The sequence below is a fragment of the Paenibacillus sp. FSL H7-0943 genome, from assembly GCF_037963265.1.
Classification (GTDB): domain Bacteria; phylum Bacillota; class Bacilli; order Paenibacillales; family Paenibacillaceae; genus Paenibacillus_AQ; species Paenibacillus_AQ odorifer.
This window is the reverse complement of the sequence record NZ_CP150148.1, coordinates 910,083-934,650: the sequence shown is the minus strand read 5'-3', so window position 1 is coordinate 934,650 and position 24,568 is coordinate 910,083. Positions and strand designations below refer to the sequence as shown.

The 24,568-nt window shown below is 43.5% G+C and carries 15 protein-coding genes and 1 riboswitch; of the genes, 2 read left to right on the top strand and 13 right to left on the bottom strand.

The features are described 5' to 3' along the window. Window positions 1-45 precede the first annotated feature (45 nt). On the top strand, window positions 46-1,320 hold the full coding sequence (locus NSQ55_RS04065) for an MFS transporter (RefSeq protein WP_339171432.1): 1,275 nt from the start codon (window positions 46-48) through the stop codon (window positions 1,318-1,320). Window positions 1,321-1,503: 183 nt separating this feature from the next. On the opposite strand, the gene NSQ55_RS04060 is transcribed toward NSQ55_RS04065, so the two are convergent. The 6 genes from NSQ55_RS04060 to NSQ55_RS04035 form a co-directional block, all read right to left on the bottom strand. Continuing rightward, a complete protein-coding gene (locus NSQ55_RS04060; protein WP_076185090.1) occupies window positions 1,504-2,520 on the bottom strand; it encodes an Abi family protein in 1,017 nt (338 codons plus the stop codon). Window positions 2,521-3,041: 521 nt separating this feature from the next. Beyond that, window positions 3,042-3,770, bottom strand: a complete 729-nt coding sequence (locus NSQ55_RS04055; protein WP_036684891.1) for an ECF transporter S component — start codon at window positions 3,768-3,770, stop codon at window positions 3,042-3,044. Then, entirely contained in the window at window positions 3,752-5,422 is a 1,671-nt protein-coding gene (locus tag NSQ55_RS04050) for an energy-coupling factor transporter ATPase (protein ID WP_339171427.1), read from the bottom strand. Before NSQ55_RS04050 ends, NSQ55_RS04055 begins: the two co-directional genes overlap by 19 nt. After that, window positions 5,395-6,285 (bottom strand): energy-coupling factor transporter transmembrane component T, encoded by an 891-nt coding sequence (locus NSQ55_RS04045; protein ID WP_076130087.1) that lies wholly within the window; start codon window positions 6,283-6,285, stop codon window positions 5,395-5,397. Before NSQ55_RS04045 ends, NSQ55_RS04050 begins: the two co-directional genes overlap by 28 nt. Beyond that, entirely contained in the window at window positions 6,285-7,274 is a 990-nt protein-coding gene (locus NSQ55_RS04040; protein ID WP_339171424.1) for a DUF4430 domain-containing protein, read from the bottom strand. The genes NSQ55_RS04045 and NSQ55_RS04040 overlap by 1 nt, the downstream gene beginning before the upstream one ends. 71 nt (window positions 7,275-7,345) lie before the next feature. Continuing rightward, the gene (locus NSQ55_RS04035; protein WP_339171421.1) at window positions 7,346-12,967 is read right to left on the bottom strand and encodes an S-layer homology domain-containing protein; all 5,622 of its coding nucleotides are present in this window, start codon (window positions 12,965-12,967) and stop codon (window positions 7,346-7,348) included. Between the two features lie 162 nt (window positions 12,968-13,129). Beyond that, window positions 13,130-13,330, bottom strand: a riboswitch (cobalamin riboswitch). Between the two features lie 343 nt (window positions 13,331-13,673). Here NSQ55_RS04035 and NSQ55_RS04030 point away from each other — a divergent pair. Next, window positions 13,674-15,395, top strand: a complete 1,722-nt coding sequence (locus NSQ55_RS04030; protein ID WP_339171418.1) for a cellulase family glycosylhydrolase — start codon at window positions 13,674-13,676, stop codon at window positions 15,393-15,395. 384 nt (window positions 15,396-15,779) lie between these two features. On the opposite strand, the gene NSQ55_RS04025 is transcribed toward NSQ55_RS04030, so the two are convergent. The 7 genes from NSQ55_RS04025 to NSQ55_RS03995 form a co-directional block, all read right to left on the bottom strand. Next, window positions 15,780-16,361, bottom strand: a complete 582-nt coding sequence (locus NSQ55_RS04025) for a hypothetical protein (protein WP_076305183.1) — start codon at window positions 16,359-16,361, stop codon at window positions 15,780-15,782. 192 nt (window positions 16,362-16,553) lie between these two features. Then, window positions 16,554-17,504 carry a carbamate kinase gene (arcC, locus tag NSQ55_RS04020; protein WP_076105343.1) on the bottom strand — a complete coding sequence of 317 codons (951 nt, stop codon included), beginning with the start codon at window positions 17,502-17,504 and terminating at the stop codon, window positions 16,554-16,556. 36 nt (window positions 17,505-17,540) lie between these two features. Further along, window positions 17,541-18,806: a tetratricopeptide repeat protein gene (locus NSQ55_RS04015; RefSeq protein ID WP_076279430.1), complete on the bottom strand. Its 1,266-nt coding sequence runs from the start codon at window positions 18,804-18,806 to the stop codon at window positions 17,541-17,543. 34 nt (window positions 18,807-18,840) lie between these two features. Continuing rightward, window positions 18,841-20,382, bottom strand: a complete 1,542-nt coding sequence (locus tag NSQ55_RS04010; RefSeq protein ID WP_076136801.1) for a xanthine permease — start codon at window positions 20,380-20,382, stop codon at window positions 18,841-18,843. A gap of 89 nt (window positions 20,383-20,471) precedes the next feature. Next, the gene (locus tag NSQ55_RS04005; RefSeq protein WP_076098692.1) at window positions 20,472-21,902 is read right to left on the bottom strand and encodes a DUF1116 domain-containing protein; all 1,431 of its coding nucleotides are present in this window, start codon (window positions 21,900-21,902) and stop codon (window positions 20,472-20,474) included. Between the two features lies 1 nt (window position 21,903). Further along, window positions 21,904-23,448: an acyl-CoA synthetase FdrA gene (gene fdrA, locus NSQ55_RS04000; RefSeq protein WP_339171412.1), complete on the bottom strand. Its 1,545-nt coding sequence runs from the start codon at window positions 23,446-23,448 to the stop codon at window positions 21,904-21,906. Window positions 23,449-23,451: 3 nt separating this feature from the next. Then, window positions 23,452-24,162 carry a DUF2877 domain-containing protein gene (locus NSQ55_RS03995; protein ID WP_339171410.1) on the bottom strand — a complete coding sequence of 237 codons (711 nt, stop codon included), beginning with the start codon at window positions 24,160-24,162 and terminating at the stop codon, window positions 23,452-23,454. Window positions 24,163-24,568: the final 406 nt, after the last annotated feature.

Genomic DNA, 24,568 nt, shown 5'->3' with positions numbered 1-24,568 from the left:
CGGTAAGTGTATATGCGAGAAATATAAGAAAGGAGCGAACAGGCTATGATAAAACGCAGCTATTATGGTTTACTCTCAACCATAACTTTAAGTGCTTTTGGGGATGCTTTTGGCTTGTTGGCTATGGAATGGCTCGTCTATGAGCTGACGGGTTCCAAACTAGCGATGGGAGCACTCGCACTCAGCTCCGGCATACCTGAGCTGCTGCTGCGCTTGCTGGGCTCGCCGCTGTCCGACCGACTCCACCGGGTACGCTTTATGGCCTGCTTGGCAGCCATTCGCCTGCTGGCTATAGCATTGCCACTTGGCATGGGTCTGGCTGGCCAACTGCAGCTGTGGCATCTGTTTGTCGCCGCTGGTCTCAGCGGGGCCTGCGCCGCCCTGTTCATGCCAACAGCCATGGCTGTTATTCCCGGCGTTGCCGATAGCCGGAAGCTGGTGCGGGCTTTTGCTATCATCGATGGCAGTAAAAGTGCAGCAGTCTTGCTGGGCCCCGCCCTGGCTGGGGCGTTGACCGCTGCCAGTGGAGCGCTGCCAGCCCTTAGCATCAACATGTTATGTTACGTTGCGGCCATCACTACCTTGCTGTGCCTGCAGAAGCTACCCAAGCCCTCCCCAGCTCCAGGCCGTTTCTCCATTGCCATCTACGTTCGCGAAATAGCTGAGGGTTTTACCTTCTATAAACAATTCCCCGCCATGCTTACGATAATGATGATGGCCTCTATTAGTAATCTAAGCTCCATTGCCGTCTGGACCATGATGGTTCCTTTTGTACGCGAAGTGCTCCACCGTGATGCGGCGACGATGGGCACACTTAGTACAGTTTTCGCACTTGGAACCTTAGTCGGGCTAAGCGTCATTTCCATGATAGGGGAAATTAAAAAGAGGCGGTTTGTCATGCTCGGCAGTCTGGGGACCATCGGTTTAGTTACAACATTATGGGGGTTATTTCCTAGTTTTTCTTTTGCTCTCGCCGCCGTATTCGCCACCGGAACGATAGGCCCCTTCTTCGGCTCCTTAAGCTCTTCACTCCATGGACGTCTGGTTCCGAGCAATCTGCAAGGAAGAGTCAACTCCATCCGTTTTTTAATCGGTGGCGGTTTACAGCCTTTTGGTGCTTTTGCCGGCGCCGCGATTGCTGAACTCTATGGTGTGCCTGCACTTTTTGTCATCGCCGGCTTGCTTCCAATGCTCTGCGCCAGCGCAGCCTTGCTGCTCCCCGGACTCAAAACACTGGACGGTGACCTCTCCACACTTGAAGCCACTCATCGGCGCCCCGTGGTGCAAAGTTCATCGCAAAGTGTTGTAACTGAGCGATAGATGGTAATAGGCTTAAAAAATTTATTTTAATTATTTATGATGAAATGAATAAAAAAAAGAGATGCTTATAAGCATCTCTTTTTTTGACTATACAGTTAACCTTTGTCTCGGATAACTCGCCGTCACGCACGATTATTTTATGTATAAATAATAACATATATTCTAAAATTAATAAAGAAAAAATCATTTAATACCTAGTTTAAACCAATCTGAATGCTTTCCCCGCCCCATTCTTTCGAACATCTTTACCATTAAGCTTTTTTCACGTTTTGAATTACAACGTCTAAAATAAAAATCTTTAAATAGCTTTTCTATATCTTTTAGACTTTCAAACTGGGAAAGTACTAATAAAGTGTCATATAGTCTTATTTCATAATAAGTTGAAATTCCTGCAGTATTAATTTTGGTTCTTAAACCTAAATCATTTATCAACCCTGAATCAATCCTTAAACGATTCGATGTCCGAAATCTATTAACTAATTGAAAATGTGCACAAGTATTTCTTAATTCAATAAAAATTCGTACTGAGTTGATAAACTTTTGTTTATCAATGTACTTCATCCCCATATCTTCAATGACCTTTTCAAAAACATCTCTTTCAAATCCTAATAATAAACTAAAGAGAGAACCAAACTCAAGGACTTTAATAGTCACCCAGAACGGCGGGTGATCATAAGTAGATATATAAGGATATTTAGCTCTGCAATGCTCAATGAAATTACTATACGTAGCCCCATTGAAATAAATATTTGTCTGAAATATTTTATGTCCTGAAATATTCTTAGCTAAATCTTTAGGTAAACTCAAATGATTTGAACGTGGATTCGTATACTTATTAATATCAATGTAACATGCAGAATCAGAAGCATTTAAATAATGTTTTTCACAAAACCGATATGCCATAGAAGATTTCAAACGGATTTCAAATTTATCTATAATTTTCAAAATCTCTAAATTCAATTTTTTATCAAAATCATACAACAATAAAAAGTCTTCAAAAAAAAGACCATTGTATTCTTTATTAGTAGCTTTTGAATCAGTTAATAACAATGTTTCAAATCCATTTATCAAGTCAAAATAATTCTTTTCTAATAAATGTCGTTTAGCTTTTTCTTCATCTCTAATAATTAGTTTTCTTTCTTTTAATAAATCAATTTGTTGGTCTAAAGACTTGAATGTTTTGGTAACATGTGTGCTCAAATAAATCTCCCCATTATTTTTAATCTATTTATTTAAAGGTTCTATAATTTTCTAAATGAGCGAGCTACCTAGTTTACTTCCATTTTTCATAAGAAAATGTTAAAAACCACTCTGAATTATACATTAAATAAAAAAATAGGGATATGAACTTCTAGGACGTTTGGCATAATGAATGAGATACTCCACAGAATCGACAAAAACAGGCGATACCGGATACCGGAACATCGCCTGTTTTTATAAGTTTTCACCTAGGAACATCGCAACTAGGTATATTCTCTTTTGAATGGTTTGTCACAGTGGCTTGATTCGTAGCCACTAGTTCCCCTCCTCCTTCCGCTAAAAACTGAAGCGGGAGGCGCTGAGCCTTTAGTTTGTGTTTGTGTTTGTGTTTGTGTTTGTGTGTTTGTGTTTGTGTTTTGGAATTCGCGCTGATAGCAGCGGAGAGAACGGACTGATTGTGGAAAAGCGGAGCGTCCGCCAGCGTAAAAAGCGCACAGCGTCCAAAAGCTAACACCAAGAACCTAAGGCTCAATCAACCCATATTTCGTTTTTATCCGATCCAACTTCTCAATCATAGGATTAGCAATAAAAAACAAAAACACCACCGTCGAGATCGCATGCACCATATCAAACCAAAAACCTGAAATATAAGTGGTCATTAAAGCCGGCCATGAGAACTCTGAAGTGAACATCATCAGCGAGCCTATATTGATAATGCCTCCGTATACGAAAAACGTCGCTAAGCCTCCGAATATACACAGCGACAGCTTATTCTTTTTAAGCAGACCCTTCTTGAAGAAAATGCCCGCCAGGAAGCCAATGATGCCAAAACAAAACATTTGCCAAGGCGTCCAAGGCCCCTGCCCAAAGAAGAAATTCGAGACAAAGCCTGCAACAGCGCCAACCAGAAACCCTGCCTCCGCACCCAAGCTTACCCCTGCGATGATGACAATAGCAACCACTGGCTTAAACTGCGGCAACATAAAAAAGGCTGCGCGTCCCGCCACGGCAATGGCTGCTAACACCGCTATAACGATCAGCTCCCTCGCCTGCGGCTTCCGGTTCTCGAATACCATCGCAAAAGGAATCATCGTATAGATAACAATTAATAGACTGATAAAATAATACTTCCGATCATTTAGCACAAAGATGCCTAATAAAATCGTAGCTGGAATGACTATGAGGATTAGTAGTGCCGCTAATAAAGTTCGACGACTCAAACGACGATCCGTTATCTGCTTCTTTGACATAAATCAATCACACCCTCTATCGTTACTCCCTCATTCCATACATGACGCGCCATACGGTTGGCGGCCGTTGTATAGAAGCTGTTTCCCGCAAAAAACTTCTGTGCTTCATTCGTAGTGATGATACTTCCATCAAAAAACATGGCGCAGACCTCAGCGTATTTGGCACAAAATTCAACATCATGCGAGACCATTACAATAGTAACGCCTTCGGCATTGAGCTTTTGCAGGAATACGGCTAGCTTCTCTTTGAAGGGTCCATCCAGTCCTTTGGTCGGTTCATCCAACAGCAGAATCTTTGGTTCTAACAAAAGCACCTTCGCCAACGCTGCACGCTGTTGTTCTCCCCCGCTGAGATCATACGGATGCATGGAGAGGAGATGTTCCAGTTCTGCGAACTTTACCACAGCTTCAACTCTGGCGGTTTTTTCTTCCTTCGTCAAAGAGAGCTGGGATAACATTTCATATAAATCTAGCTCGACTGTTTTTTTCACAAATAAGGTTTGCGGATTTTGCGGGAGGATGCCCAGATTGTTAGTAAACAACGCTTTGGCATTCGTCTTCGCAGGGTTGTTCCCACCGATTAGAACTTTCCCTCTGTATGGCTGAAGGATCCCGCTCATCAGCGACAGCGTCGATGTCTTCCCTGTTCCATTCCCGCCAACAATACAATAAAATTGCCCTTGCTTCACTTCAAACGACAAATCTTTAATGATATCCGGTCCATTTTTATCATATTTAAACCATACGTCCTTAAACTTTATGACTACAGGGCCGGCCTCTTTCGTGCTAGGCTGAGTTTCTGCCATCGTTGCAGGAGTCTTACCCTTTAGAAAAGCATCCAACCATTGGCGCCCTTCCTTCACAGTCACAGGCCACGCTAAGTCATGATCTACTCCTGCAACAATCTGCATCGGTGAGGGCATGGACAGAAACATCGGATGGTTCAGCTTACTTAAAGCCTCGCCCACCTTTTGCGGGGTATCATCGGCGATCACAACTCCCTCATTCAGCACAATCAACCGATCTGTAAGCGGAAGAACATCCTCTAGACGATGCTCGGTCATGATCACGGTTGTTCCCAGCTCACGATTTATTTTTTTGACCGTCTCCAGAAAATCGGAAGCCGCAATAGGATCTAGCTGGGAGGTAGGCTCATCAAGGATTAGAACCGAGGGATGCATAGCCATTATGGAGGCTAAGTTAAGCAGCTGCTTCTGGCCGCCTGATAACTCAGTCACACTTTTATGAAACCAGGTCTGGATCCCAAAAAAACTGGCCATTTCCGCCACACGCAGACGAATAGTAGAATGATCATACCCCAAACTCTCCAGCCCAAAGGCAAGCTCATGCCATACTTTATCTGTCACTATTTGATTGTCCGGACTTTGGAGTACATAACCAATTTCCGCTGCCTGCGTTCTTTGATCGATCTCCTCTACAGGTTGACCCTTATAATAAATTGCCCCTTGGCGATTGCCATGTGGGGTTAGAATTGTTTTCAGTTGTCTAAGCAGAGTGCTTTTGCCACAGCCTGACTTTCCACAAATAGTAATGAAGTCTCCACTTTCAATCGTAAGATTAATATTCGAAAGAGCCGCTTGCTCTTGTTCAGGAAAAGTAAAGCTTAGTTCTTCGATTCGATAGATTTCCATTTCATTGCCTCCACCATATTGATGAGCACTGGGATCATACATAACGCAAAATAAGCGATATATATAAGAATACTAAAAGGCGTAATTGCGCTCGCTTTAATCGACGGATAGAATCTCATGGTGTTCTCACCCATCACTGCCCCTACGGCTACCAGCGCAATTAAGCCTGTCATGATCAAGAGGGCTACTTTGTCTCGGGCATCTAACCGAAAGATAGAAAAGCTTGTACGGCCCGGCAATCCATACCCTCTCGATCTCATGGAATCCGCTGTCTCAATCGCATTTTCCAAAGCCCAGGTGGTCATAATGGAGAGGATCGTAATGCCATTCCGCGCACGCGCGAGGAGATTTCCCTGTGAGACATCCCGGCCTATACATTTTTGAGCATTAGAAATCACCTTGATTTGCGCTAAATATCTAGGAACAAAACGAAGCACCATCGAAAAAATCAACGACAGTGCCGGCAGTATTTTTCCGAATATATAAATAAACTTATCCGAGGTCATCACGACGTTATAACAGGAGAACCAAATAATTACCGTCACAAACATACACGCCGCTGCCACGCCATAAAGAATCGATTCCTTCGTAATAGGGTTCCCGTTGTTTAAATAGAACAAGATCGTTACCCCTTGATGATTAAAAACAGGATTCATCACTGCCATAAACAGCAGAAAAGGAATCATGTAAAGCAGATTAAATCGGATGCCCTTTTTTCCTTTTAACATAATTGAGTAGGCTACAGCACTAATAAGGGCAATCACTTGAAATATAGGATGCATGAACACCATGCTAAACAGCAATACAACAACAAAATATAGAAAATTCACAAACGGATGAAAGGTAGAAAAGCTATCCTTCATTATTTCTGAGCTCCTCCTGTGGCTACATAACCACCCACATCTCGACCTAGATCACAAGTGTATACCCAATCAATGACATCGCCATCTTTGAGAACATAGCGGCTACTGCCGTAGTTAGGGAACCAGCCATTTACTTTGTACATCCATCCACTGAGCTCTCCAGCGTCGAATTCATACAGATTATTTATGCCTTCAATATAATTACTGTTATAGATCGGCGTCATGCTAAATTCCATATGGATTTTATTCTTTTTCATTTCTCTTAGTAAAACATCAAACACAGACTCACCTTCATAAAAAGTTACCTTCTGCGCTTTATAAATGATACCATCTGCCGGCAATACTTCAAGCTTATCCTGATTAAAAATATCCATGTTATCTAAAATTGTTGCCGCTGAGACGGACAAGGTAGCCGTTAATTGCTTCTTCTTATCTACCGTTGCATCTTGCCATTCCACTGGTTTAGGTTTCCCGCTTGGCACTGGATCGGTAAGAAATTTATCCTTTTTCGGTTCCTGCTTGGTTTCTGTTGTCGCTACTTTTGAATCAGGTTTTGTTACGGGTTTTGCCGTCGCTTTCGTTTCCGGCACGGACGTTTTAGCCGCTTTCGGCGTTGCGGTCGGTTGCTTCGTTGCAGCAGGTTTTGTTGTTGCGACCGGTGTTACAACTTCTGTTGGTGCTGCAGTTCCTGTTGGTGTTACAGCTTCCGTTGGTGTTGCCGATTCATTTGGTTTTAGGGTTTCAATGAGCTTAGCTGTTTCACTTGGCGTAGCTGACGGTGTTATCTCTGTTGTCTCGGTAGCGATTGCCTCAGTGGGTTCAACATCATCATTTGTTGCGGAAGCAGTGTTCTCTGGCTCTATAACCTGTGTCTCAACGCTACTATTTGCGACCTTGTTTGGGCTCTTCTGGTAATCCCCGCCCCAAAAGAAGGCGATAGCCAATACACCTATGATTAGTATCGCGGTTAACCATTTCTTCTTGTTCATTTCTCTAGTCCCACCTTAAATAATAAGCAAGGGTATACACGCTACCCTTGCTTATCTCTCTAAATAAAATTCTATTTGACGTCAGTCATATCATAAAGACGTGTCTGGCCATTAACGAGCCGATCATAGGAAACCAGTGCATACATCGCCTGATCCGTAGCCATAAGATCTACTTCTCCTGGTTGCGCGCCTCCATTGCCTACTCCACCCTGCTTCACGTGATAAAAGCCACCTTCAGGTGCAGCAAAACTAAGCAATGCGTCTACTGCGGAATGTCCATTTTTAATAAATCTGGAATCCTTATGCGGGTCAATACCAAGGCCAGTTAAAGCTACAATCACCTGAGCGATGCTTTCGGAATTTGTAGATTCCCAGCTTGCAAAACCACCGTCTGCAGTCTGTGTTTTGGATAACCAAGCAATCCCCCGGTCCACAGCAGCTGTTACTTTGGCGTTGGTTTTGTAATAAGGCGTTAAGCCTTGAATGACCATCCCCGTGATATCTGGATCAGCCGCTGTAGCATTACTGCCTAGTGCCCATCCACCGCCGCTGATCTCTCTGCCCAAAATATAATCAATGAGCAGCTCTCTAGTCGTCTGCGTCTTTACACCCTTAACCACTGGAATGTCGTAATGATTACTGTCCAGTGCAATGAGAGCAAACACAGGTCCATTAATACCTTGCTTAATTACAGTATCAAAATCCGCGAGCGGTTCCAGTAGGTTATAACCCGCCACTTTATCAATATTTTTGTTGATTGAAGTTAATGCCAAAATAACTCTATCATATTCCGTATATTTTACGCTATGCAGCTTCCCAGCTTTTTCTTTAAGAGTTGCTTCTACATTCGCGTAGTACTTAGTGTAATAACTATCTGGAACCTTCACGCCTGAACGTGCCAGCCCGAACACTGTCCAGTCCCCGCCAACCGAGGAGATAACCGGGTTTGTTACTGTTTTTTGCAAAAAGGCAGCTGTGTTCTGAATATAAGAACTAACTGCTTTATTCTGAATAGTCGGACTAACCACTTTGTTCCCACTCTTATAATCATGGGTTCTGGTAGCTACAACGGCCGCCATTTCTCTAGTTACAAGCTCTTTAGGTTTAAATTGATTATCATCACCTAACATCAAACCAGTCGCAACAACGGTCTCTACATCTGCTTTGGCCCATGCCGATACGGTGTTGATATCTTTAATCGCTGTTCCTGGCTTCGTCGCCGGGATGGCCAATGCTCTGACGATAATTGCTGCCATCTGCTCACGAGTAATCTTGTCATTTGGCTTAAATTCATTATTAAAGCCTGTGATTAGACCTGCCTTATGCGCAGCATTCACATATGGATAGAACCAATCGCCTAGAGCGACATCCTTATAGGTAATACCTTTATCACTCTTAATATCAAGTTCTAATGCAGAAACCAGAATCTTAGTGAACTCCGCTCTTGTGATATAAGCTTTCGGATTCACCTGACCATTATTACCTTGGATATATCCTTTTACTGTAGCTGTTTCAATCGCTGAATAAGCCCAGGAAGAGATCTTATCAGCATCTGTATACAGTTGTTTAATATCATTTGTCTGGTTAGGATCCTTAGGAGTCACTGTTGGAGATGGACTCACATTTGGATCAACGCCGGCTTCCGGATTAGCTCCCCCACCAGGAGCAGGAGTAGCACCAGGCTTAGGCGTTGGGGTTGGAGTAGGGCTTGTAGTTGGTATCGGTGCATTTAGATCCACACCCAAATTCGTAGTATAACGCCACTGAATTCTGTCCCCGGAACTTAGGTCATATGAAGATGCTCCATAATTAGGATATTTCCCATTCACATTATACATCCATCCACTGCCGCTGCCATGGTCAAATTCCCCATCACCAGCTATGGATTCAACATATACACTTCCAAAGTCACTGTTCCAGGAATCTCTATAGTCGATACCGCGGCTATCCAGCACTCTTTTTAGTACAGACCACACCGTGTCACCAGATTGGAGCTCTACCTGTACAGATGGAACAACATATCCCTTATTAATTGTAAGCTTATCCACGGACAGGGTTACATATGGTTTCGATGGAGTGGTTTCGCCACCATTGTTGCCACCATTGTTGCCGCCATTTCCTTCACCATTTCCGCTACCACCGTCGCCATTACCATTACCACCGTCGCCGCCAGGTGTTTGTACTGCACTGGAAGCATACGCAATGTAGTCAGTGAAGTGATTGGTTTTTACAATTAAGTCATTTCCACTATCATAGGCATACTCAGACTTACCGCTTGCAAAACCTAAGTCATCACTTGCAAATTTTTGAATGGCATGAGGGGTGCCATTTTGAATATAAGCAGCTTCTTTTCCTTTAAGGTCCTTAAAGGTTAACGTAATAAATTGACTGAATTCTACTCTTGCACTACCACCCATGGAAAATGCTTGAAGAATGTTATCAAGCTTCTTGTCCCCAGGAATAATCTGATTCACACTATCTTTTAGTGCAGATTCTGCACCGGTTAAAGCTGAAATCAGTTCAATCGCAGAGGCATCCCCACTTGTAACTTTTGCACCCTTAGGAATGACTACAGATACGTTACCTTTTATGGCCTCTATCTGAGGAAGGTCGCTGTTACTTGGTAAATTGACACTAACCTTCGATTGATTTTCTTCCGAAATAGCTACTGTGATTTCTTTGTTGCTATCTCCAGTGCTGATCGGAACGATATAATCATTAGCGTCATTTGGGATTTCAACTTTCGGGTTCTCCCCAGAAGGTAACGGAAGTTCTTTCGGACCCTCTGGTTGCCCAGGCCCCGGTTCTTCTGGTTGTTCCAGTTGCACATCATTCATATCAAAGAGACGGTTGCTATGATTGATCAGACGATCATAGGACACAAGAGCATACGTACCTTGGTCCGTCGCCATATTGTCCACTTTGCCTGTGAGGATATGCTTAAATCCACCCTCAGGTGCAGCAAAGCTAAGTAATGCATCAATAAGCGAATTTCCACTTTTAACAAATCTAGCGTCAGTGTGCGGATCTACGCCTACACCAGTTAAGGCTACAATTACCTGCGAGATACTTTCGCTGCTAGTGCTTCCCCAGCTTGTAAATCCGCCTTGATTGTTTTGGTTATCGGACAGCCATTGGATGGCCCGATCCACGGCAGCTTTTACATCATCACGGGATGCATAATAAGGTGCAAGAGCTTGCATCGCCATCGCAGTCATATCGACATCGGCTTTGGTTACGCCTAATGCCCAGCCACCAGCTTCTGCTGTACCTTTTTTAACCTCTTTATCTAAAATATACTGAACTAGTTTTTCTCTTGTGGTCTGTTCTGTAACTCCATCAACTACAGGAATCTCATAGTTATGGCTATCTAGCGCAATCAGAGCAAAAATCGGACCATTATTGCCTTGCTTTTGGATATATTGATAATCAGCGAGTGCTTTTCTCAGATCATATCCCGCAACATTTGTGATATCTTTTCCGATAGAGGTAAGTCCTAATATTGCTCTGGAATTCTCTGTGCTTTTATTGGCGTCGAGTTTTCCATCCTCTTTAATGATTGATGCTATTTTCGTTGCTACATTGTTGTAATAAAGATCGTAATAACCGTTAGGTACTGTATAGTTCGCCCGGGCCAGAGAAAGGATCGACCATTCTCCACTGCCTGTTCCAAACGACGGGTTCTTTACAGTGTTTAAAATATAGGCAAGGCTTTTATTTAATTGTTGTTTGGCTACAACAGTAGTAGGTTGTTCTAATTGTACATCATTCATATCAAAGAGACGGTTGCTATGATTGATCAGACGATCATAGGACACAAGAGCATACGTACCTTGGTCCGTTGCCATATTGTCTACTTTGCCTGTGAGGATATGCTTAAATCCACCCTCAGGTGCAGCAAAGCTAAGTAATGCATCAATAAGCGAATTTCCACTTTTAACAAATCTAGCGTCAGTGTGCGGATCTACACCTACACCAGTTAAGGCTACAATTACCTGCGAGATACTCTCGCTGCTAGTGCTTCCCCAGCTTGTAAATCCGCCTTGATTGTTTTGGTTATCGGACAGCCATTGGATGGCCCGATCCACGGCGGCTTTTACATCATCACGGGATGCATAATAAGGTGCAAGAGCTTGCATCGCCATCGCAGTCATATCGACATCGGCTTTGGTTACGCCTAATGCCCAGCCACCAGCTTCTGCTGTACCTTTTTTAACCTCTTTATCTAAAATATACTGAACTAGTTTTTCTCTTGTGGTCTGTTCTGTAACTCCATCAACTACAGGAATCTCATAGTTATGGCTATCTAGCGCAATCAGAGCAAAAATCGGACCATTATTGCCTTGCTTTTGGATATATTGATAATCAGCGAGTGCTTTTCTCAGATCATATCCCGCAACATTTGTGATATCTTTTCCGATAGAGGTAAGTCCTAGAATCGCTCTGGAATTCTCTGTGCTTTTATTGGCGTCGAGTTTTCCATCCTCTTTAATGATTGATGCTATTTTCGTAGCTACATTATTGTAATAGAGATCATAATAACCGTTAGGTACTGTATAGTTCGCCCGTGCCAGAGAAAGGATCGACCATTCTCCGCTGCCTGTTCCAAACGTTGGATTCTTTACAGTATTTAAAATATAAGCAAGGTTTTTATCTAACTGTTGTTTGACGGCAACTGTAGTTTCCAGTTTGTAAGTAACCTGATAAGTTACATTTGTTTTGTTTCCAGCTCCGTCAAGAGCCGTTACAGCAATTGCATTAATGCCTGAATTCAGAGTAGCTTTGTACTCCCCATTTGCGGGTGATAAAGTAACTCCATTCAGCTTCACTTCTGGAGTAATGTCACTATATACATTGTCTGTGACAGCTACTTTGAAGCTTATTTCTTTATTGGATACTTCCTGTTTATCTTGTATGCCACTTACTGTAATAACAGGGGGTTCAATGTCTAATGCATTATTAAGACCGACAAGCGCATGATCTACACTTATTTGAGAGCTTGCCATGTTTTCGAGCACGGAATAGGCTTCATAAACTGCCGATTGCACTACTGGTCTGTCCAAAATAGTTTCTTTATTAGGGGCACTGTTAATCTCGGCGATTTCCGCAGTTAAAGCATCCTTATTGGCAAGTTGAACTGGGATTTCCCCCCAGCCGCCAAGATCAGAACCATAGCCATAAGTGGTGAACTGAGTTCGAATGATGTCACCGTCTTGAGGCTTATAATCGGTCATCCCAAACGGAGGAAACACATTATTTACTGCATACATCCAACCCGACATGGAGGTGTAGTCAAACTGACTTAACCACTCGGGGTCTGCTTTAGTGCCGACTGTATTCCCATCGGCTGAAATCATATCTAAAATATATTGTGGAATATTGACTTCGCTTCTGCCACTATCTTTAACTTCTGATAAATAAAAACCACTATCTATATTTCCTAAATATCTATAATTCCCATCACCTAGCGCACGTGTTATTAAAGATGCGCCATTATCGCCTTCATAAATCGGAACTTTAATAGGTTCCTTAATATACCCTTGGCCTAAGGTGAATTTCTCTACGGATACAGATACATACCCTTTAAGGGTAGAGCTTGCTCCATCTGCTTGAGCCGGGATTACACTTGTAGAGAATGTCGTAATAAATACAGCTACAATTAGTAACCACGCTAAAAACTTATTTTTCTTCATTTTTCCATAACCCTTCCCTTCATACCTATGATAAAAAACAGAATAAACTTTCTCATAACCACAAAAAAACCACTCAACATAAACGTCAAGAGGTTAAGATAGTGAACCACAGTAATAGCTGGCAAACACTATTCAAGCACCTCTCTATCGATCGTAGAGTTTGATGGTGTAACAGAAAAAGGCAGATATTCTGGCTCAAGTATCATCACCCTTGCTGCCTTCCCAGTTTCCCAGTGGCATTTTGCAAGGACTCCTCTTTCACAGCGGCGGGACCGCGCGGGATTCACACCCGCTTTCCATTTAACCAATCTATGATTGTACTTCCGCAACTTCATAGTTGGCACCTATTTCTAATTTTAAATTTTCATGCTTCATCATATCTAATATATATGCTTTTGTCATGTTATATTTCTTTTTTGTATAGCGGGCAGCTAGAGATAATCCTATTGAATAACCAATTTCTACGACTAGGGGTTATTTAAATCATTTCTTTATCCAACTGTGGGGAAAATTAATTTAAATCACTAATTCTTATATGAATTTACCACAAATTAGTAAGGTACTCGCTAAGTGTATTCTATGTTAGGGTATATTCAGAAAGCGTTTACAAAAATAACACTGGAGGTGTTTGCGTTCATTTAACCACCAAGTACAGCGTCAAAGCCAGGTCCAAGCATCCTAAATTTATCTCACAAAGGAGAATTCAATGACTACGCGAATCCAGAAATCCTTCTTATCATTGACACTTGTCACCGCTCTTCTGCTCTCTCTGTTCTCATCCATGGCCGCAGCTGCAACTAAGGACGAGCAACAAGCTAAGGCAGCGCCAAAGAGTAAGATCCAATCCTATGTAGACGAAATGCAGCCCGGATGGAACCTCGGCAATACTTTAGATGCTACAGGTGAGGATGAAACCTCCTGGGGCAATCCACGTGTGACCCAAGAACTTATTAAAAAGATCGCCGCTCAAGGCTATAAAAGCATTCGGATTCCTGTGACCTGGGATACTCACATGGGTGCGGCACCAGACTATACCCTAGAAAAGGCCTACCTCGACCGTGTGGAAGAAGTTGTCGGCTGGGCACTGGACGCCAAGCTTTATGTCATGATTAATGTCCATCATGATTCCTGGCTATGGGTAAGCCATATGGAAGAAAAACACGATGAAACGCTGGCGCGTTATAATGCAGCCTGGACTCAAATTGCCGATCGCTTCAAGGACAAATCCGATAAGCTGATGTTCGAGAGCATAAATGAGCCTCGGTTCACCGATGGTGGAAGTACGGACGAAGCAAAAATGGAGCAAATGCTTACTGAACTCAATAACTCCTTCTATCAAATCGTGCGGAAATCCGGTGGGAAAAACGACCTCCGCCCACTTGTATTACCTTCATTAGAGTCTTCACCTACGCAAACAAGAATGGATCATCTCTATAAGACGATTACGGCTCTGAACGATCCAAATATTATTGCGACCGTTCACTTCTATGGCTTCTGGCCGTTTAGTGTGAACATTGCCGGCTACACCACGTTTGAAAAAGATACAAAAAACGATATCACTCAAACTTTTGATAACGTTTACAATACATTTGTAGCTAAAGGCATCCCTGTCATCGTCGGCGAATTTGGTTTATTAGGTTTCGATAAAGACACGGGTGTGATTGAACAGGGCGAGAAGCTTAAATTCTTCGAGTATCTGACTTATTATTTGAAAGAAAAGAAAATGACTTCCATGCTCTGGGATAACGGGCAGCATTTCAACCGTAAAACTTATAAGTGGTCTGATCCTGAACTCCACAATGTATTAATGTCTGGTCTGAAGGAGCGTTCCTCCAGCACCGAAAGCGATTTGGTCTACCTAAAAAAAGGTGCACAAATCAAAGATACCAAGGTTAAGCTGAACCTGAACGGAAATAAGCTAACCACCATTAGTGCCAACGGAAAGTATCTGACCAAAGGTAAAGATTACACCTTAAATGGTGAGGAGCTCATCCTCAAAGCCAGCCAACTCAAAAAGCTCACAGCTTCCCAAAAATACGGTGAAAATGCCGTGCTGACTCTGAAATTCAACAAGGGTGTTGCGTGGAGACTTAAGGTGATTGTGTATGACACAGCTAAATTAAGCGATGCAAAAGGCACGACTGAATCCTTTGCCATTCCGACCACCTTTAATGGTAACCAGCTTGCCACAATGGAAGCTGTATATACCGCTGGTGGCAATGCAGGTCCGCAGGACTGGACTCCATTTAAGGAATTCGGCAATACCTTCTCACCTTCTTATAACATTAAAGAAATCAAGCTGCTTCCCGCGTTCTTTAAAGATGTTAAAGACGGCGAGGTAATCCTGAAGTTCCACTTCTGGAATGGTGATATCATCACCTACAAGATCACGAAGAGCGGAACAAACGTTGTAGGAAAGTCCTCTTAACCCCCCGTCCTGTTAACAACACAAATAGGGGTGTCCTTCGCAGGAACATCCCTATTTGTATTGTACCGATCACATATAAACCTCGTCATACGAAATTATCATCAACCGATAAATTAAATAAACGCCAAGATAGGCTCCGGTAATAAGAAACATTGGATTTAAAAATATCGCATGGATCGAGGTCATAAATACAGCATGATCTCTTAATATTTCGTAAATTGCCAAGGCAGAAATATTTCCAAAGATAATCGTACTTAAGATCGAAACAACATTGAAAACTATACGCCACTTTATGGATTTCCCCTGTAACATCAGCATAACAATGGGAACAAGAATACTACCAAGTACGATTAGAAATTTCATCCAGCTCACCTCGGTAATTTTTTAATCGTCCAGTTCCACACTTTCGATTTGTCCGTCTGCATTTACCGTCCACTCGATTTCAACGCCATTGTTCAATCCGAGCTTGTCTTCATCTTCAATGACTATATGATCAGGAATCGTTAAGGTTTGCTCTTTACCGCCCTCCACTTGAACAGTAACCTGTTTACCCTTAACCGCAGTGATCCTTCCGTCATATTCAATCTGCTGCAAAACAATCTTTTGATTCGGATCTGTGATGGTGACCCGCTTGCCTCCGTCAGTTAGCAGCTCAACCTTTTTATGATAGTTATCTTTTAACGAAACCTCCTTGATAACTCTCTGAATGCTAACCCCCTCTGGAAGTTTCCCAGTATTTGAGCCGGGTGACGCAGATGTTAGAGGTTGTTCTGTTGCGTTATTCGTAGGTACAGGTGTAGTTGCTTCTGCAGAAGGTGCTGCGGTTTCTACTTGAGCTGTTGGAGTAGGCACTTGAGTCTCATCCGCTGCTTTAGTGCAACCACTTAGCAATACCGTACATGCACAAATACAACAAAGAATTGTAGCCCTGGTAAAACGTTGTGTTGTTCCTTTATTCGATATCATCTTTTACCCCCGCATTTTAATGTATTTTTTTCTCTATAGTGGACATAGTTTTACCTCTTATCTTCCTTTTATTCACCAGAATATGGCCATCTGAAAGCAACAGTTAGATAACAATTCATGAATATGTCAAAAAACCGCCCTGATTTAGATCAGTGGCGGTCTCCATGAAATGATGAGATAAATTAGATCCTATTAATTTACAATATGTGTGCCAGCCTGTTGGCTCATCGCAGCTTTCATATTTTCCGGATTGGTAATGATAACTCTGCGTCCCTCTTTTTTCAAAAAGCTAAGACTTGCTTCAATTTTAGGCTGCATACTGCCAGCAGGAAAATGACCCTGCTCCGCATATACCAACATTTCTGCCGCTGTAACTTCTTCAAGAGCCTTCTGCTCAGGCGTACCGAAATTCACACATACCTGAGGAACTCCTGTTGTAATGATAAGAGATTCTGCATCGATCTGTTCGGCCAGCAGACTTGTAGCAAAGTCTTTGTCAATGACTGCATCGATACCTTCGTAGGTATTATTTTCGGTTTTGATCACAGGAATCCCGCCTCCGCCAACAGCGATTACCACATAACCCGTCTCAATAAGTGATTTAATGACGTCTTTTTCAACGATATCAATCGGCTTAGGCGATGGAACAACACGGCGGTAACCTCGTCCTGAATCCTCAATGATGACCCAATCTGGCTTGGCACGCTTCATCTCCTCTGCTTGCTCAAGCGTGAAGAAGGAGCCCACTGGTTTCGAGGGAGACTGAAAATTCGGATCATTTTTGCTAACCTCGACCTGAGTAATGACTGTGGCAACCTTTTTGTCTAATCTGCGATGAATGAATTCATTTGTTAAGGCCTGCTGAATTAAATAGCCTATGCCCCCTTGCGTGCCCGCCACGCAATTGACCAGCGGAGTAACATCCATTCCAGTGACTTCCGAAGCCACCTCGCTTCGTCTCAGCTCGAATCCAACCTGTGGACCGTTGCCGTGAGTAACCACCACATCGTTGCCTGCTTGCACCAGATCAGCGATATTCACAGCAATTTCACGTACTGCCTCAGACTGATCCTCTATAGAATCGCGGCCATTGTCTTTCACCAATGAATTACCGCCAATGGCTACAACTATAAATTTACTCATTCCATTCCTCCTGACGGATCAGTTGATCCTCATTTATTAGCGTTTAAGGGCCAGCTGAAATTGTTCCTTCGCGGAGTGAAAATCCGGATTGGCAGGATTATAGCTGATAGCAATATCTATTTCTTGAATGGCCATTTCATGATCACCAAGTAAACCAAGTGACTGTGCCTTATGATGATGATATAAAGGATTGCTCGGATCGTTAGCAATTGCGTTCTCAATCGCCTCAACTGCCTCTTGATGCCGGCCAAGTGATCTCAAGCTGTTCGCCTTATGAAACGAGAAATCATACCGTTCAGGCTGCTGTTCCAGAAGCTGATCCATAACTTTAACCGCTTCCTCATGCCTGCCCAACTCTCTTAAATAATTGGATTTATGATAGCGGAAGAAGCTTTCGCCAGGATCGCGTTCTATCGCTTTATCATACTCTGCTAACGCTTGCTCGGATCGCTTCATCATTCGGTAGGCATTTGCGGTATAGAAATAGAAATCAAGGTCATCCGGATCGATAGTAAGTGCCTGTTGATAGGCTGCCAAAGCTTCCTCATATCTCCCGAGTTCCCCTAAGAAGTATCCTTTATAGTAATAGAAGTCTGAATTATTACTGTCCTCTTGCATTGCATGTTCCATAACCAAACTTGCTTTCAGGAAATCCTCTGCCCGAGCTAGCTCTTGAGCGCTTTGAATACTTGGATGAATCGTTAGCTTTTCTTTATTGAGAATACGGATGACCCTCTCCTGTCCCAGCTCTTCTGCATGCTGCAACGATGATTTGCCGTCACGATCCGGCAATTGAACATCCGCTCCAGCATCCACCAACAACTGAATAATATCGGAGTATAAACGGCCACCATTCCCGAGAATTACTGCCTCCAACAAGGCAGACCATCCCAGATTGTTCATATGGTTAACTGCAACACCTGCTTCCAGGCATTTCTGAACAGTTCTTAGATACCCCTTCTCGCTGGAAGGAAGCAGTGTAGTTCCCCCAAAACGATTTACACTGGTTGTATCCGCACCTGCGGCAAGAGTTAAAGACAGAATCTCATGAAATCCATTGGCACCGGCACACAGGTAGGGTGATAACATAGTGATATCTCTTGCATTCACGTCACTGCCTGCTTCAATCAGCTTTTGAGCGAGAGGAATATGATTTTTTTGCGTTGCCGCCATCAGCGCAGTACGACCACTGGCATCCTTATGATGAACATCGGCACCACGAGCTAAAAGCTGTTCTACGGCAGCTAAATCCCCGCGATCCGCTGCTTGAATTAAATCTTCTGACAGAGTTTGATTAGTCATGGCTCTAGCTCTCCTATTTCTTTTTATCAATTATTTATTCGGATTGCAGCTTGTTCGCTGGGTCACGAAGGTCTGAAAAATGCTTATAAACAAATAATCCTGCAACCATCAAATAGGCGTATACGAACGGCATAAGTGAAGCTTGAGCAAATCCAACAGTCGGCGCGTGAATGATCCCAAATAAAGATAGGCCAGACGCGATTACAGCAAAGACAGCAGCCCGCAGTGGTTTATTCAGGATAGAGAAAATAGTGATGGAGCCCCAAATCAAGCTACTAAGCGGTGCACCATTTCCTAAATGCATCAGCCCGTTGTAATAAACCCCTTTACTTAATAAGAGATCAATCCCCACCTTAGAAGCCGAAGTTTCAGCCGCAGTAAAAATGTTGTTCGCAAGCGTTAAAGCCCAGTTAGCAATCCATGGGAACAAGGTGATAAAGATAACGGGCACTTCATTTTTAGGTGTCTCTCGAACCACCTGATTCGCCGTAACGACCCCGACATAGACCAGAATCGGAACAATCGCCACAACAGGTATGATAGACAACAGCAGTGCCCCTATGCCAAAGAGACAAATAATTAACATGGAGAAACCAGAAGCTATGGTATAACCAAGTCCAGCCCCAATAGATTTCCAGCCTGCATGACCAATGTACACAGTTACCGGGAACGGATTACCTGTAAAAGCACCAATACTTGAAGCAACCCCGTTCGTTAGCATGACGTTACGAGTGTTATAAGGATCTCCCGCAGCATGTGCGCTCTCAATATTTTCAAGGTCAAAAATATAATTCGCCAGTCCCAATGGAATTGCAGAAGCCAGGTATGGCAAGGCATGCGGAATCCCTTGAATTAAGCTGGTAATATGCACCTCAGGTGGATTAAACCCAAGGGTTGAAAGAGCCGTTGTGATCGCTTCTGGATTTTGCAAGCCGAATATCCAAGCCAGCGCGGTTCCAGCAATCAGCAGCAGGAATCCTGTAGGAATTTTTTTGAATATCGGCGATTTGCCAAACCAATTAATAAAGATGATCACAAGTACAACAAAGGCAACCACTGGTGTTTCGAAGGATTGCAGCATCGGGTTCATGGCCAGCAATAACAATCCAAGTCCAGATAAACAAGATAAAAGCACAGTTCTTGGAATAACCTTACGCAGCACATCTCCCAGAAATGAGCCGACAATAAGGATCAAAGCTTCGAACAGACACCATACGAGACCAATTTGCAGCGCAAATGATGCATCATTGGTTTCTCTAAATACGGGAATTAACACTAGAAAAGTTACCGTAAAAATCGATGGAGCACTAGGTCCTGAAGGTAATGCGGTTATATCCGTTCGGCCTGTTTTTTTGGCTAGCTGATATCCAAACCAGCCATAAGCAATACTTGCGATAAAAATCGCGAGTCCAAACGCAGGAACGACTCTGCCGTAAACCATACCTTCCGGAAATCCTACTACAAAAATTAACAATGAAATCATCGTAAGCAGATTGGTTAAATTGTTAGCAAGCAGCCCGAAAAACGCGGCCCAATCTCCCTTTTTCCAGAACATCTTCATAAATACTTGATCCATAATAAATCTCCCCCTAGATCGTTAGCGCTTACATACCAATGGCTTATGAAGCCCTCAGGCCCTTGAATAGGCCTGAAGGGCGGGTGGTTCTATGAATGCATGCTCTGGCTAAAAGCGAGAATGGCTTGCTCGAAACACTCGATTGGAGGATGAGTGATTCCGGCTCCAATCATTCCGATGCCTGGATCCTTATGGGCAATAGCCGTGTTGATCACTGGCATAATGCTGGTTTGACCCACTTTACGAATATCGATTCCAGTAGGAATTCCGCGGAAGTTCAACAAAGGAATCGTCACATTTGGATTCTCCGTCGTAGTAATTTCCTTCATTTTCACAGAATAGTTCATGGCATCATCTACGGTTCCCCCAACTAATGCTACAATCGCCGGCGCGGTTGCCATGGCGAAGCCACCTATACCATACGTTTCGGTAATCGCACTGTCACCGATATCGAGACCCGAATCTTCCGGCTTATACCCTGCAAACATCGGTCCGACAACCTTTTGCGCAGGGCCGGTAAACCAGGTATTGCCTGGCATTCCACTGACACGAATACCGAATTCCACGCCATTGCGAGCCATCGTTGTTACGATGGTGCTATGCTCGATGCCATGGGCAGCATCAAGCGCACATTTACAAAGAGCCATCCAGGTTGGTCCGGAGAAATAATCACTCATTGCCACAAAATCGAACACTTCGATTTTCTGCTCATTAGTAAAATCCGTTCTCAGGATAAGCGGCGTTAATGCCTGAATCAAAAGAGTCGTTCCAGCGTTGTTGCGGTTATGGCATTCATCTCCCATATGGAGCGCCTGTGATAACATGAGCCGTAGATCAATGCCGTTCTCAGAGAACTTCATCGCCTCACGCAGCATCGGTCCAAGCACATCTCTCATCCAGATCAAACGGGCAACGACCGTTTCATCGTTTGCACCCATCCGCAAGATTTTCGACAGTTGCTCACTAAGGTTCGTATAAGCGATGTTGCCATACGTTTTATTCTCTACAATGTGCATGAACATAGAGGCTGAGGTTACCCCTGCCATGGAACCCACACAATTATGCTCGTGACAAGGGGAGAACGTAATCTCACCTGATGCCGCTAGTTCGGCAGCTTCATCCAGATCCTTCGCCAAGCCCTCAAAGACCAAAGCGCCGGTAACTGCACCTTTCATGGGACCACTCATCTTATCCCAGGTAATCGGAGGCCCTGCATGCAATATCGTAGTCTTAGTCATCCCTGGTACAACGTTGATCGCTTGATCAAAACCAACCAATACCGGTTGTGAATTCACGATTCGCTCTACAGCCAGCTTGTTGGCAGCCTCAATCTTTGCAGCAATCCCCTCTTGCTCTAACGCATCCAGTGCGGCAATTAATTCGGGCTTACCTCCACCAGGTGGCTTCCATTCCAGATGGGTTACGTTGCCTTTTTGCTTCAGGATATCATCCTTGAACATTTCTAGGCCGACATTGATTACGTGAAGTTCACTCTTAAATAACTCATTGATTCTGCTCATGTTATACTCCCTTCTCTACAAAACCTCTGGCAAGAAGTCCTGCATTCGTATTACTGCTTGCATAGGTAACGCCCGCGGATACCAGCTTATCAAGCTGTTCTTGGACGGAAGGTGTATCCAGATCGGTTCCAAGTACATAGCCGACAATCTCCAAATGTCTGCCTTCTTGTTCCGCTGCTTGCTTAGCCTCAATAATTGCAGGCACCATAACACCTACTGGATCCTCATGCGATCCATAGCCTAATACAAAATCCATAATGATCACGCCCACCGCCGGGTCCTTTGCTTCCTGCTTGAATCTGGCAATCCGTGAAGAAGGATCAATCATTGGATGTGGTTTGCCGTTGGTGAACCCATCATCCCCAAAGTCAATAAACGTATGCGCTTGGCTGATATGGATATCAGCCAGCTGATATTCCGGATCTTTTGGAATGTTGCTATAGACATCGTCGTATTTCTCCATCGCTAGATACATTGCTTCATCACATAAAGTACCGCCGCAGAATAACCCACGAATATACTTCTGTTCTGGCTTCAGCTTGACCTTAATCTCCTCAATCAGCGGAAGGTTTAGCGGATGCTTGTCAATTTGACTCTCATCAATGCCGGATAGAATTACCGCCTTTAGCGCGGCCTCTTTGGTTGTTTTGGCAAAATGTCCACCTGCTTCCAGAACAGCTTCCTCCGTTCCTCCGATAAAGCAGACCACGACAGGCTTATGCATATTTTTGATTTCATTCAGCACTTTTTGTTCCACACTTTTGGCGGGTGGCTTGGAAATCAACACAATGACCTTAGTGGCTTCGTCTTCGTTAAGCGCTTTCATCGCATCAAGCATCATTACTCCGCCGACACGTTCACTTAGGTCTCTGCCGCCTGTGCCAATCAACTGTGAGATGCCTCCGCCAAAATCGTGAATCCGCACGCTGATTTCCTGACTTCCTGTGCCGGATGCACCCACGATGCCGATATTGCCTTTACGAACCTTATTGGCAAAACATAAGGCCATATTTCCAATGATCGCGGTTCCGCAATCCGGCCCCATCATCAGCAATCCACGCTCATGTGCTATTTTTTTTAATTCAATTTCGTCTTCTACGCTTACGTTGTCACTGAACATCATGACATGTAGATTATTCTCCAGCGCTTTTCTTGCTTCTCTGGCTGCAAACGCTCCGTTGACTGAAATCACTGCAAGATTAGCTGCTGTCATATTCTTCACTGCCGACTCAATTGTTGGATATTTAAGCTCTGTACCGCCAACTGCACTATCTTTTTTAATAAACAGCTCTTCGATTGCTTCAAAGGCAACTTCAGCCAGCTCAGGGGATGCTGCTTTGATTACGATCATCAGGTCACTATTCTTAGCTTCCTCTAGCTCAGGGGTTATCAGCCCTACATTCGCTAATACCTCTTTATTCATTTGAGTAGCCATTGCGATAAAAGCTTGTTCGACACCCTCTATTTGATTCGCTTTGGTCGACAACGACATGAGCGAGACGGAATCAAAGTATGTGTTTCTTTTAATTACTATTTTAGTCGACATATCTTACCTCCAACGTTGTTCTAGATTAAGATTCAAACCGCTAATGATCCCCAAGGCAATATCTGTTCCGGAAGAAGAACCTATATCCAGCACTGCCGATAAGCCAAGAAGCATATTTTCCTTACTCTCATACATGAGCGAATGCAGCATCTGACCCATTGACTCTCTCACCTGACCCCAAGCCGCTTTTTTCAGAGCCATATAGCTTATTTCATTCGTTAATTCAGCTGCATCGTTCACGACTTCCCTGCACCACGGCTGATATTTACTAATAGGACTCTGAGGCAGATGGATCGCAGCAAACAATCCAACTAAAAAATCATCTCCCGACGGAGTCAGCCCTGAGCCTAACCCCATTAGTCGAATTGCATAATGAGTAGCCTCTTCCATGCTGTCATTCGCCAAGGCATTGAGAAGACCTGAAGATCGCTCTTCCAGCAGCCGCATCGTTTCTCTCTCAAAGCTGCTAGAACCCGCAAACTGCTTCATACCGCCTGCTTTTCCATAGCTATTGATAAAAGCCCTTGCCGCAGCCAAATTATCTCTTAGCGTCTTTACTTCTATTGGAAAAATAGATAAAGAGCTCTGCCAAACTGTCAGTTCCTTGATCGATATTGAAAGCTTAGTGCCAATATATAATTGATCATTCTCCGCAAAAACTTCATCTCCCACAACCAGTCCAAGATCCGAAAAACTACTAACCTCTGTGATCAAAGTATTAGGCGCATTATCTATCCTACTGCTCGCAATGGTATATAATTCATCAGTTGCCTTGCACCTTACATTTATCGTCCGCTCAAATATGCTGTGTACATTTCCGAAAAATCTTGATTCTCGAATCCGATGAAAGAACGCGCTATCACTGGATATCCCAGCTTTTAAATAAGAGGTACACTTGCTCTGAGAATGCTCCGTTTGATCGCCCCCTTGAGAAGGAAGTAGATAATGGTTTGGTCACTTACTGTCAGGTTATCCTATATAGAAAGCGTTCTCATAAAAAAACCTTAACGGTTGATGATGAATGATAGAAGATGTTACACTCAGTTCATAAAATTCCAAGAATGATGAAGATTGAGCTGCTTTCTGTGTGAAAAAGGATATTTTTGTGAAATATATCACA